This is a genomic window from Undibacterium sp. Ren11W (assembly GCF_049340485.1).
Lineage (GTDB): Bacteria > Pseudomonadota > Gammaproteobacteria > Burkholderiales > Burkholderiaceae_D > Undibacterium.
Genome location: NZ_JBMPPB010000009.1, coordinates 20,584 through 33,388 on the forward strand (window position 1 = coordinate 20,584; position 12,805 = coordinate 33,388).

Below are 12,805 nucleotides of genomic sequence, written 5' to 3' on the forward strand. Positions count from 1 at the left end.
GTTCAGGTTCCCGCATGGCACTCGCCACTCAATGCCCGTATTGCCATACCGCATTTCGGGTTGCCAATGACCAACTAAAACTGCATGCAGGTTTGGTGCGTTGTGGCGCGTGCCAGCAAACCTTCAACGGCATAGAGCATTTACTGTCTCCTGGTCAGGCCACGGTTGCCCTGATCGCTCCGCCTGCGAACCCTGTCAGCGCTGCAGCGGCGACTGATGCTGTCCCTGCGGAATCGCGAACAGTCGCAGCTACGACTACGCTCGCCAACAGCGATGAGCTAGAAATTTCAGAGTCGCCCCAAGCAAACGCAGCGCATCTGGCATCCGCCAGTGCTCTGGAATTTGATATGGGTGAATTCGATTTTAGCGATCAGGCGGAGGATGCCGCTGCTAATCCACAAGCTGAGACCGCGGTAAGCTCAGCGATTGGCCTTGAGCTCGATGCCGAAGTGCATCATCTGGAGCTAGAGATCCGCTCTACCCTGATGAATCAGGGAGAGCAAGATTGGTCTATCACCACCCATCCAAAGTCCGGAACTGATCCTGAATCTAAGCCTGAGTCTAAGTCTGAGTCTGAGTCTGAGTCTGATCTCGCTCGCACGGCGTCCGTTACCGAACCGACCTGGGATGCGTCCGCTGTAGTCCGCAAGGAACCCAGCTTTACGAGCGAAGATAGCGATTCGACCAGCGACGAACTGACGCCAGAAAATGCAGGGCAAGATCAGCTAGACAGCGATGACAATGAAACTGGCCTGGACAAACCCGATTTCGTACTGAAGGCCGAGAAACAAAAAAAACGTAGCCGGGCAATACGCTATCTGACGCTGTTTTTCACCTTCTTAATGCTACTGAGCCTGTTGGCGCAAACCACGTATAGCGCGCGCGACATGATCGCCGCCTGGTTTCCACAAACTAAAACCTCACTACAAAAACTCTGCGTCGCGCTGCATTGCCAAATTGCTTTGCCGTCTCAAATCGACATGATCACGATAGAGTCGAATGAACTGGAAGCTCTGGAGACAGGTCGCAATGTTTTCTCGTTAGCACTGCAATTACAAAATAAGAGCGGTACCTTACAAAACTGGCCAACGCTGGAATTAATTTTGAACGATGCCAAGGGTAAAGTCTTAGTCCAAAGAGCGTTTCCTCCCAGTGAATACCTGTCGAACAAAGACGATATTGCCAAAGGTTTTAGTGCTGGAAGCGAACAAACGGTGAAACTATTTTTTGAATCATCGGCAGGCAAAGCATCCGCTTACCATGTCGGCGTGTTTTATCCTTAATTCAAACGCTGCAGCTGGTTTGACTCTCAACTAATTGCGCTCCATAAGAAGTTTTTTGGAGATTCCAAAACCGCTTACGCAATATCTATGCGGGTTTCAGCAAGTTTTGGCTTGGAAAGCCGCATGGATATTGACATATGACTCAAAAAAAACTAATCGAGAGCATACCCGATTAGTTTTGCCAGTTACCGTCAAGGCCACTCACCGCGGGACTGAAGCGTCGAAATAAAACACGACAATAATCAGGCAAGCTGAAGTAGTTCTTGACTTGCCTAGAGCTCGCATAGTTAAATACCAAAATGATGGCGCAAACGATTGCGCACCCCATTTTCGATCATGAGAACCGTAAAAATGAAGCCTAGCATCACCGTTGTTGGTAGCGTCAATATGGATTTGGTGTTCCGCACACCGCGCATGCCTGCCATAGGCGAAACCCTGCATGGCCACGAATTTCGTCAAATTCCTGGCGGCAAAGGTGCCAATCAAGCCGTTGCTGCGGCCCGTCAAGGCGCGGCGGTGCGCTTTATCGGTGCGGTCGGCGATGATGGTTTCGGTGAATTTTCGCGTAATTGTCTGAATGCAGAAGGGATAGATTTGCACTATCTAAGTACCTGCAAGGATCTGGCAACTGGCGTAGCAGGAATCATGGTGGAAGATTGCGGCAACAACAGTATCGTGCTGGCAGCAGGTGCCAACGCCGCTTTGTCGATCGACCATATAGAAGCAGCCAGTGCAGCAATCAGTTCAGCCCAGTTCTTGATCTGCCAATTAGAAACACCTCTCCCTACCGTAAGCCGTGCGATTGCAATTGCGCATGCGCATGGCGTCAAGGTGATACTCAATCCGGCACCGGCCTTCGCCTTAACTGACGCACTATTGCAGCAAGTCGACTACCTGATTGTCAACGAAACCGAAGCTTCGCAACTCAGTGATATCCAGGTCGTCGATCAAGCAAGTGCCCGCTTGGCCTCACAAGTGCTGTTGCAACGCGGTGCTGGCGTAGTATTGTTGACCATGGGTGAGCACGGCACATTAATCACTGAAACAAGCGGTGATCAATTTATTCCGGCAATCCGGGTTGACGTAGTCGATACCACCGCCGCTGGCGATACCTTTGTCGGCGCTTTTGCGGTTGGGCTAGCCAATGGCCTGAGTCTGCTCGATGCGAGTAATGAGGCGCAATACACTGCCGCCCTGACCGTCACCAAACTCGGCGCGCAAACTTCGATACCGCAACGCCAGCAAGTGCTGGATTTCATGGCGCAGCGTAAGGCGACATCAGGTAAATAATCTGCTGAATAATCGTCGTTGACATCAGCGGCTACGCTTAAAATCAAACTCGTGATAGTCTTAAAAAATTGTCGACCTGCTTAGTTCGACGCCACCAACATCTAGCGCATTAGGATATACCAATGAAACTCCATAGTCTCTGTCTGGCACTGGCAACTGTGTTCACGGCGGCCAGCGTACATGCTGCCGATCCTAAGCTGGCGGTAATCTACGATGCGGGCGGCAAGTTTGATAAATCTTTCAATCAGTCAGCCTCGGAAGGCGCTGAGCGCTTCAAGAAAGAAACTAAAATCGGCTTTATGGAAGTACAAGTCGCCAGCGACACCCAGACCGAGCAGGTATTGCGCAATCTGGCGCGTAAGAACGTCGATTTGATCGCGGCGATCGGCTTTGCCCAAAGCCAGGCCGTGCAAAACATCGCCAAAGAATTTCCGAAAACAAAATTTGTCTTGATTGATGGCGTCGCCAGCGGCGACAACGTCAGCTCCGTTTTATTTAAGGAGCAGGAAGGATCTTACCTGGTCGGGGTAGCCGCAGCGATGGCAACTAAAACCAAAAAAATCGGTTTCATCGGTGGTATGGATATCCCGCTGATACGCGCCTTTGTCTGCGGCTACGCGCAAGGTGCCAAAGCTGTCGATCCTAAAATCGAGATTACCCAAAATATCGTCGGCAGCACCTCCTCTTCCTGGAACGATCCGGCCAAAGGCGCAGAACTGGCGCGCGCCCAGTTTGAACGCGGCGTCGATGTCATGTTCGCCGCCGCTGGTGGCAGCGGTATGGGCAGTCTGCAAATGGCGAAGGAAAAAGGCAAGCTGGCAATCGGCGTCGATTCGAATCAGAATGCACTACACCCTGGCACCATGCTGACCTCGATGGTCAAACGTGTCGATCAGGCGATTTACGACAGTTTCATGCAGGTTAAAAATGGCACATTTAAAGGTGGCATTAGCAATAAAGGTTTAAAAGAAGCCGGAGTCGACTGGGCTTTGGACAAGGATAACCGCAGCCTGATCACACCAGAGATAGAAAAACGTGTGAACGCCGCCAAACAAGACATCTTAAGCGGCAAAGTAAAAGTCATTGATTCGCGCGAAGCGAACAAGTGCCCGGTCTAATCGCAGCCTGCATTTCAGTCCGCATCACAGTCAGCTTTTCTCTTTAGAACCTCGTATGCACGCAGCCGTAGAATTTCAACACATTTCAAAACGTTTTGGCGCGGTGCAAGCCAATCGCGACGTCAGTTTCGCCGTCGCGCCCGGCTCCATCCATGGCGTCATCGGTGAGAACGGCGCTGGCAAGTCGACCCTGATGAGCATACTGTATGGCTATTACCATACCGACGAGGGGCAACTGCTGATCAATGGTCAGGAACAAAAGATACGCAACAGCCAGCAAGCGATACAACTAGGCATAGGCATGGTGCATCAGCACTTCATGCTAGTTGAGAACATGACGGTACTCGACAATGTCATGCTAGGCAGCGAAGGCGGATTTCGGCTGGCCGCCAAACGCACTCAAATTGAAGCAAAGCTGCGCGAAATTTCTCAGCGCTACGCATTGGACGTCGATCCACTAGCGCGGATAGAGGATTTATCGGTAGGCGTGCAACAGCGCGTCGAGATTCTCAAGCAAATTTATCGCAGCGCGAATATCCTGATTTTAGATGAGCCGACAGCGGTGCTGACGGTGCAAGAAACCGCATCCTTATTTGATGTCTTGCGCTTGTTTAAGGCGCAAGGTAAAACCATCCTGCTGATCAGCCACAAATTACAAGAAATTCTCGACATCACCGATGAAGTCACGGTGATGCGTGCCGGCGCCGTGGTTGGCTCTCTGCAAACCGCCAACACCAGCAAAGAAGAGCTGGCAACGCTGATGGTAGGTCGCCCTATCGAGACCCAGTTGCCGCGGGCGCCTTATGCGCCAGGCGCTACCGTACTCGAAGTACGCGAATTACAGCTCAACAATAGCCAAAATGTGAGCCTGTTAAAAGATATTAATTTCAGCTTACGCGCTGGCGAAATCGTCGCGATTGCAGGCGTCTCTGGCAATGGCCAGAGTGAGCTACTCGAAATCATCAGTGGCATGCGCTTAGCCAGCGCAGGCAGCATGCACTTCTTAGGAAAAGAGCTAGCGGTGGCGCAGCGTAAAGATGCCGATGGCCTGCCTGCCGAGTTCCGCGCACTAGGAATAGCCCATGTACCGGAAGACCGCTTGCGCGATGGCGTCATCAAAAATTTCTCGGTGATGATGAACAGCTTTCTCGGCTACCAGAATCAGGCCAAAAAACGTTTTGGCCTGCTCGATTTTTCTTCCATCTTGAAAAACTGCCGCGCGCTGCTAACGCAATTTGATGTGCGCCCTGCCGATCCCGATTTGCGTATAGGTCTGCTATCCGGCGGCAACCAGCAAAAAGTCGTGATTGCCCGCGAGATCGCCGCCCAGCCCAAGCTCATGCTGGTCGGCCAACCGACCCGCGGCGTGGATATCGGCACCATAGAAACCATCCACGCCCAACTGCTGGCGATGCGTGATGCCGGAGTGGCGATTTTATTGGTCTCGGTAGAACTAGAAGAAGTACGCGCGCTGGCCGACCGTATCCTGGTGATCTCGGGCGGGTGTATTACCGGCGAATTAAAGGCGGAAGAATTTGATGCCACCCGTATCGGCCTGCTCATGGGCGGCTTACATAAATCATGAGAAACGCGTATGAATAATTCCGATCTGCCACGCTGGGCCACTGCGCTGCTACTGCCTTTACTCAATTTGCTCTCTGCCTTGTTGGTGGCGGCACTGGTGATCTATTTACTCGGCGAAAATCCACTAGAATCGCTGAGCATACTGATCAATGCCGCCGTCCTCAATCCCGAAGGTCTGGGATATACCTTGTTTTATGCCTCCACGTTTATTTTTACCGGTTTGTCGGTCTCGGTAGCGATGCAGGCCGGCTTGTTCAATATCGGTAGCGAAGGCCAAATGTATCTGGGCGGACTAGGCATCACTCTGGTCGTGTTAGCGCTGGACGCCAGTCTGCCGTCCTGGATCTTAATCCCGCTGGCATTGCTCGCCAGTGCCGTCTTCGGTGCCGCCTGGGCCTATCTGCCTGGCTATTTACAAGCCAAGCGCGGTAGCCACGTGGTGGTCACCACCATCATGTTTAACTTCATCGCCGCCAGCCTGATGAATTTCATCATCGTCGCCTATCTGATACCGGCCGGCCAGCAAAACACCGCCAGCCGCATCTTCGCCGACAGTAGCTGGCTGCCGAAACTCAATGCAGTGTTCCCGATTTTAGGCGAGACGCCACTCAACATCAGCTTTGTGCTGGCCTTACTGGCGCTGGTAATTTACGGTATCGCGGTATGGCGCTCGGCCTGGGGTTATCAATTGCGCGCTACCGGCCTCAACCAGCATGCAGCACATTACGCGGGCATCTCTATCACCAAGACCATCGTGGTGGCGATGTTGATTTCCGGTGCCTTGGCCGGACTCGGTGCGGTCAATTCGCTGATGGGCTCTACCCATTACCTGAACCTGAATTTCCCGGCCGGTGCCGGCTTCATCGGCATTGCGATTGCCCTGATGGGACGCCAGCATCCTATCGGCATTCTGCTTTCTTCTATCTTGTTTGGTGCTCTGATACAAGGCGGTTTTGATCTGTCACTAGAAAAACCGAATATCCCGCCTGAGACCTTTATCTTCATCCAGGGCCTGATCATTTTGTTTTGTGGCTCCATGGAAAATCTGTATGCGCCGGCACTGAGCGCGTGCTTTAAAGTTAAATCTACATTCACAGCAAGGAAGAGCGATGTTTGAAGACTTCCACCTCGCCAGCATCCTGGTCGCTACCATACGCAATGCACCGGTGCTGATGTTTGCCGCTTTGGCCGGCCTGTTTGCCGAGCGCAGCGGTATCGTCGATCTGGCGCTAGAGGGCAAGATGCTCGCTGCCGCCTTTGTCTCTGCCGCTGTGGCTTATGCCACCCAGAATCCCTGGCTGGGCGTATTAGCTGGTGTAGGCATTTCGGTTGCAGTAGCGCTGTTGCAAGGTTTCGTCAGCATCACGCAAAAAGGCAATCAACTGGTAGCGGGAATCGCGCTGAACATTGCCATCAGCGGCCTCACCTTTGTGCTGGCGCAGTTTTTCTTTGCCCAGGGCGGCCGTACCCCAGATCTGGGTCAGGCGCGCCTGTTTGACATCGTCTTACCAGGCTCTGCACTGGTGGCCGACATCCCTTTCCTGGGCTGGTTTTACACGCAATTTTTAGGCGGTCACAGCGCGCTGGTGTATCTGGCCTTCGCGCTGATCCCTGTAGTTCACTGGATTATCTATCACAGCAGCTTTGGCTTGCGTCTACGCGCAGTCGGTGAAAATCCGCATGCTGCCGATGCGGCTGGCGTCAGCGTAGAAGCCACCCGTTTCATGGCGATGTTATGCGCCGGCGTGCTGTGTTCTTTCTCCGGCGCCTACCTGTCGCTGGTGCAGAGCGGTTTTTTCCTGCGCGACATGTCGGCCGGTAACGGCTACCTGGCATTGACGGCCCTGGTGTTTGGTAACTGGCGTCCTTTACATACAGCACTCGGTTGCCTGATGTTTGGTTTTTTTGCTGCGCTACAGGTACAGATAGAAGGCGTGACTTTCCCTGGCATAGGCAAAATACCTGGCTCACTGATACAGATGATTCCATATGTGATTACCGTGATCGTACTGGCAGGCTTGATGGCCAAATCGGTCGCACCAAAAGCCATAGGCCTACCGTTTGTGAAGTCACGTTAACTTAATTCCTAATCTTAAGCCCTAATTTAATACGGCCTGCTTGAACCAGGTCTCTAGCAATCTGCAGCGAAGCTTGGGTTCGACCTTTACGGCAAAGCTTCGCAGTCCTGGAGAAAAAAATGAGTACTTTTAACGCTAAACATAAAGTTATTTTTGATACCGACCCGGGCGTCGATGATGCGATGGCACTGTACTTCGCCCTTGCACATCCAGACATCGATGTGATCGGCATCACCACTACCTTCGGTAACGTCACTGTAGAACAAGCCACTACTAACGCGCTGTATCTGACACGCATCGCCGGCCGTGCTATTCCGGTCGCGCAAGGTGTTCACGTGCCGTTCGCCAAAGCCCCTGGCACGCCGCCAGATTTTATTCATGGTGCCGATGGCCTGGGCAATTTACCTAGCCGTATTGAAGCTGGTGGACAGGCTGAGCCGCTTAGTGCCGCCGAATTCATCGTCAAGATGGCGCGTCTGCATCCCGGTGAAATCACTCTGGTCGCAGTCGGCCCGCTGGGTAATCTGGCGCTGGCATTGAAGCTGGAACCACAATTGCCTAAGCTCCTCAAACAAGTGGTACTGATGGCTGGTGCCGTCGATGAACCGGGCAATGTCTCGCCAGTGGCGGAAGCGAATGTCTGGAACGATCCGGACGCCGCCGATCTGGTCTTTACCGCAGGCTGGGATCTGACCATGGTCGGCCTCGATGTGACGCACCGCGTGGTCTTGCTGTCGAAATTCTTTGAGCGTCTGGCCCAGCATCACAAACACGTCGCCATGGATACCCTGCATCACGCGGTGATGTTCTACAGCGACTTCTACAGCTCTATCCGTCCGGACATGGGGCACGGCTGCTATGGTCACGACGTACTGGCCTTTGTCTGGCTGGTCGCACCGGAACTATTCAAGACCCAGAACGGGCGCGTGCGCGTTGCCACCGAAGGGATAGCCAACGGTCAGACCATGATGGCAAAACTGGCGATCCCTTACCCGCAAGCGGGCTGGGAAGCGGACAAGCCAGAGACACGCGTTTGCATGGAAGTCGATGCCGCCGCGTGCGAAAAGCTGATCGACGAGGTTCTGGCCAGCGACTGGTTGTTAACGCCTTTGACCAAATAAGCCAAAAGGGAAAAATATGTTCATCCAACCAGTTGATTACCGCAGCCCGGATGCGGCACAAAAATTCACCGAAAGCCTGCACAATACCGGCTTTGGCGTCTTGACCCATCATCCGCTATCGCAAACTTTACTCGAAACTATTTACAAGGAATGGTACGAGTTCTACCAGACCGACGCAAAGAATCAGTACCAGTTCGATCCGATAAAAATGGATGGCTATTTTTCCCCAAAAATTTCAGAAACCGCCAAAGGCTATACCAAGCGCGACCTGAAAGAGTTTTACCATATCTACCCGACCGGCCGCTTCCCTGCCGAAGTATCAAAAGCGGCGTTGGACTACTACGCCCAAGGTGCCACGCTGGCCGCCGAGCTGCTGCAATGGGTAGAGCAATATACGCCGACCGACATCAAGGCCAGATATTCTATGCCGCTGTCGGACATGATCACCGGCAGCGACCTGACCTTGCTCAGGGTCTTGCACTATCCGCCTTTGCGCGGCGATGAAGAACCCGATGCAGTGCGTGCCGCCGCCCACGGCGACATCAATCTGCTGACCCTATTGCCAGCGGCCACCCAAGCCGGTTTGCAAGTTCTGGGCAAAGATGAAGAATGGCATGATGTACCCTGTGATTTCGGCATGCTGATCGTGAATATCGGCGACATGCTGGACGAAGCATCGCAAGGCTACTACCCGTCAACCATACACCGGGTACTCAATCCAACTGGCGAAGCCGCCAAGCAATCGCGCATATCCCTACCGCTATTCCTACATCCCCGCCCCGACGTAGTGCTATCAGAACGCCACACCGCAGGCAGTTATCTGAATGAACGTTTGATAGAGTTAGGCGTTAAGAAGTAAGTAGCTTAATCGGCCATCACGCTCAGCTAGAGCTTGGCGGCCGATTTTTTATTAGTACCCTGCCACCGCGCATATTCCATGCGGGTTTCCAGCCACATGCCTTGCTAAGGCGCATGGAATATGCGCGGTGGCCGGGTGATGGTTTGTGAGATCTCGTACTGAGCAATAGATCAAGGTCGTTGCGTCCTACCGCAGCTCATATCTTACGAACTCAACGACATTCACATTCAAATTTATCGTTCGACGGCTTGGAAGAATATTGCCGCTCTTCTTTGACAAGATGCCCATACTTTCCCCGTAATTTGCAATATGCGATACATTCATCAGTCCTGTTTTGATAAGACGGTCTTTGAGATATATAACCACCGAAAACAAATGCAAGAATGACACAAAGCATGGCAAGAATACTCAAAATAATAAAATATGGCTTCTTTATCTTTTTCAATTTATACCTTTCTTCTCGTCCATTAGGCCCTACAACGCATTAAGGCGTAATCGTAGCACCATACGATTAGCAAAGAGAATCCGCCAACTTGCCTTGTACCGAAAGCGACGCAATCATCACGCGTACTCCATTCGCATATCCAAGCGACACTAGCCTGCGAAACGCATGGAATATGGGTTATAGCGGCATGGTGTTTTTGGTTGGCTGTTGCCTGGTCTTGTTTGTACTTCTGTCGTTGGCGAGCGATTGCTGGCCGGTGGTAGACCGGCGGCTACTCCCTTTTCTTGCTTCGCCAAGAAACGGAAGCAAAAGAAGGCGACGCAAAGTCGCTGCCCTTCGGGTTCCCGCCTGTGCAGGTCAAAAAATGGGAAATGAAGCAAACTCGCCTGCGGCTCAGACAGCTTCATTTCTGATCCATTTTCTGCCATGCACAAGCGGCAGCGCCACATGCGGAAGGCGAACGTCAAAACACCCGTAGTGCGGCCGCCGTTCCTCTGTACACGCAATGTGCAAGCCCTTCGAGGTACGGCGATCTTGTGCTGTTTTTGACTTGGATTTTGACTTTGCTTTTGAATCGAATTCGCATGTGGCGCTGCCAATTGTGCGGGGCGGAAAATGGATTAGAAAGGTTCGTGTCTGAGCGCAGCGAGTTTGCTTCATTTCCCATTTTACGACCTGCATAATTGGGCACCCGAAGGGCAGCGACTTTGCGTCGCCTTTCTTTGCTTCCGTTTCTTTGGCGAAGCAAAGAAAGGAAGTAGCTACCGGGCTACCCCCGGTCGGCAATCGTCCATGAACGACAGAGGTGCAAACAAGACCAAACCACAGCAAACAAAAAAACGACCCCGCCGCTCACGCATATTCCATGCGCTTCTTCAAGCATGCAGGCCTGAAAGGCGCATGGAATATGCGCGCTGGCATAGGTACCAGGTGGAATTTTTTGGGCGGTACGCTTATTTGTTATCCGGCACCACCAACTCTCTCAGTAAACCACCGTCACGCGCGCTGCCGCTGACCGAGCCTTCGCCCGCGATACGGCGGCGGCATGCACTGGCCTCGTCGACCGGTAGCGCATTGCAACGTATCAGGGCATTTTGCTGATACGCATTCTGACCGTCGCTGAGCCGCCCCATTTTGGCCTCATGCAGCGCGGCACCGGCCTCTTTCAGACAGGTCGCACGATCCTGGTTCGACTCGCCACGCTGGCACACTGCGCGCTCGGTCTGGTAACGCGCGTTGGCATCGGATAATTCGCTGGCACTGGCGATCAAGGCCGTGCTCACCACAAATAACGCCAACGCCAAGCGCTGCGCGACTTTGCTTATGAATTTATTCCGGCCGCCAACTGTAAGCTGCGTCGTGTAAATTGACATGATGATCTCCTGGATAAAACCCCAATCTAACGAAGAACAATGCCCGCTGTATGTGCGCTAACAGACCTTGACAGAGCAGTTTCAGAATAAATTTTTGCGACTAGCCCCTAGGCACGGACATAGATGATCAAAACAAGGCAGACGGGAACTTCTAAAAACCCGTTAATCGGGATGCAGCGCAAGGCGCAAACCGGAGTAATACGTCGGTATTGCGAGGATTTGCAACGCCGCGATGCGCCCGAGAATAGGGTTTTTAGAAGTTCCCAGACCGCTCACGCATATCCCATGGGCCTTGCAGGCCAATATGCCTTGGCGAGGCGCATGGAATATGCGTGTTGTGCTGGGCAATCAACAATTCAGAACCCGCTCAACTAAACCAGACCACCTTGTTACGGCCGCTGTGTTTGGCGGTGTACAAAGCTTTATCGGCGCGTTCTAGTAACTTGGCCAGCCTCTCATCGCCTTCGAAATTGGTGGTCACGCCTATGCTGACGGTGAGTTTAAACAATGCGCCGTCAGGATCTTCAAAGTCTAGCTCTTGCACGCGGGTGCGAATGCGCTCGGCTACCGTCATGGCCTCGTCTTTACTAGCATGTTGCAACAAGACGCAAAATTCTTCGCCACCGAGTCGGCCAAAGACATCTGAGTCGCGCAGCTCCAGAGCCACGGTTTGGGCAAAACGGGTCAACACTTTATCGCCGCCCAGATGGCCATACTTGTCGTTGATGGCTTTAAATAAATCCAGGTCCAGCATCAGCAAGGTGATGCTGTCGTGATACCTTTGCGTGCTCTTGAAAATATGTTCGGCTTGCTCCAGAAAAGAGCGCCGGTTTGCGATATTGGTTAAGGGATCGGTAGTGGCCAGCCTTTGCAATTCGCGCTCCATCATCTTGCGCTGCGTAACATCACGGTAGATCCCCTCTATCCCTGCAAATGCGCCGTTTTCGTCATAGATGGCGCGACTGGTAATTGCAATATCGATGACACGACCATCCTTTCTGACCATTTGGCCGGGGAAATCGGCTACTTTACCGTCTTCCATAATGGCCTTTTTCACGGCATCGCTATCGGCAGCCTGCGGATAATACGACTCCGCCGTTTTACCCTCGATCTCACTCGGTTCATAGCCCAGCACATTGCGCACACCAGGGCCGACCATCTGCACCACGCCTTTGGCATCGGTGCGGTAATACACATCCTGCATGTTCTCAAACAGGCGACGAAAATTTAATTCACTGACGCGTAATTGCTCGGCCATCTCGGCTTGCGCGGTCATGTCCATGCCGGTGATGAGGATAGCGTCGCGGCCCTCGTAAGCGATAGACTGACTGGAAGAAAGCAGCATTTTCATCTCGCCATTGGCGGCACGCAGACGAAATTGCGAAGGCGTGTTCGACCACTCAGGGCCGGCTTTATTTAAGCGGGTTTGCGAGCGGGTCTGATCTAAAAGATGGATAAATTCGGTGATAGGATGGCCCAGCACTTGCTCGCTGTGCGTGGCGGCCAGCAAACTCAAGGTGGCCGGATTGGCGAAGACGATTTTTCCATCCGCCACAATACTTACGGCGACTGGCATCGTGTCGAACAGCGAGCGGTAGAATAAATCTGAGTCCATTAATCCCTCTTATTTTCAACACAGCTGGCAAAGCGCAAT

General features: G+C 52.7%; 10 protein-coding genes. 8 read left to right on the forward strand and 2 right to left on the reverse strand.

Annotated elements, in window-relative coordinates:
- Positions 1-14: 14 nt before the first annotated feature.
- The 8 genes from ACO0K8_RS17915 (at position 15) to ACO0K8_RS17950 (ending at position 9,333) form a co-directional block, all read left to right on the forward strand.
- Positions 15-1,283 (forward strand): DUF3426 domain-containing protein, encoded by a 1,269-nt coding sequence (locus ACO0K8_RS17915; RefSeq protein WP_422948012.1) that lies wholly within the window; start codon positions 15-17, stop codon positions 1,281-1,283.
- Between the two features lie 336 nt (positions 1,284-1,619).
- Positions 1,620-2,573, forward strand: a complete 954-nt coding sequence (gene rbsK / locus ACO0K8_RS17920; RefSeq protein ID WP_422948013.1) for a ribokinase — start codon at positions 1,620-1,622, stop codon at positions 2,571-2,573.
- A gap of 122 nt (positions 2,574-2,695) precedes the next feature.
- Complete coding sequence (locus ACO0K8_RS17925; protein WP_422948014.1) at positions 2,696-3,691, forward strand: BMP family lipoprotein; 996 nt, start codon at positions 2,696-2,698, stop codon at positions 3,689-3,691.
- 55 nt (positions 3,692-3,746) lie between these two features.
- Positions 3,747-5,276 (forward strand): ABC transporter ATP-binding protein, encoded by a 1,530-nt coding sequence (locus tag ACO0K8_RS17930; protein WP_422948015.1) that lies wholly within the window; start codon positions 3,747-3,749, stop codon positions 5,274-5,276.
- 9 nt (positions 5,277-5,285) lie between these two features.
- Positions 5,286-6,392 (forward strand): ABC transporter permease, encoded by a 1,107-nt coding sequence (locus tag ACO0K8_RS17935; RefSeq protein ID WP_422948016.1) that lies wholly within the window; start codon positions 5,286-5,288, stop codon positions 6,390-6,392.
- Complete coding sequence (locus tag ACO0K8_RS17940) at positions 6,385-7,353, forward strand: ABC transporter permease (protein ID WP_422948017.1); 969 nt, start codon at positions 6,385-6,387, stop codon at positions 7,351-7,353. Before ACO0K8_RS17935 ends, ACO0K8_RS17940 begins: the two co-directional genes overlap by 8 nt.
- 119 nt (positions 7,354-7,472) lie before the next feature.
- On the forward strand, positions 7,473-8,474 hold the full coding sequence (locus ACO0K8_RS17945; RefSeq protein WP_422948018.1) for a nucleoside hydrolase: 1,002 nt from the start codon (positions 7,473-7,475) through the stop codon (positions 8,472-8,474).
- Positions 8,475-8,490: 16 nt separating this feature from the next.
- The gene (locus tag ACO0K8_RS17950) at positions 8,491-9,333 is read left to right on the forward strand and encodes a 2OG-Fe(II) oxygenase family protein (RefSeq protein ID WP_422948019.1); all 843 of its coding nucleotides are present in this window, start codon (positions 8,491-8,493) and stop codon (positions 9,331-9,333) included.
- Positions 9,334-10,731: 1,398 nt separating this feature from the next.
- Here the strand turns inward: ACO0K8_RS17950 and ACO0K8_RS17955 are convergent.
- Both ACO0K8_RS17955 and ACO0K8_RS17960 read right to left on the reverse strand, forming a co-directional pair.
- Entirely contained in the window at positions 10,732-11,151 is a 420-nt protein-coding gene (locus tag ACO0K8_RS17955; RefSeq protein WP_422948020.1) for a hypothetical protein, read from the reverse strand.
- A gap of 367 nt (positions 11,152-11,518) precedes the next feature.
- Positions 11,519-12,766 (reverse strand): sensor domain-containing diguanylate cyclase, encoded by a 1,248-nt coding sequence (locus tag ACO0K8_RS17960; protein WP_422948021.1) that lies wholly within the window; start codon positions 12,764-12,766, stop codon positions 11,519-11,521.
- Between the last annotated feature and the right edge of the window lie 39 nt (positions 12,767-12,805).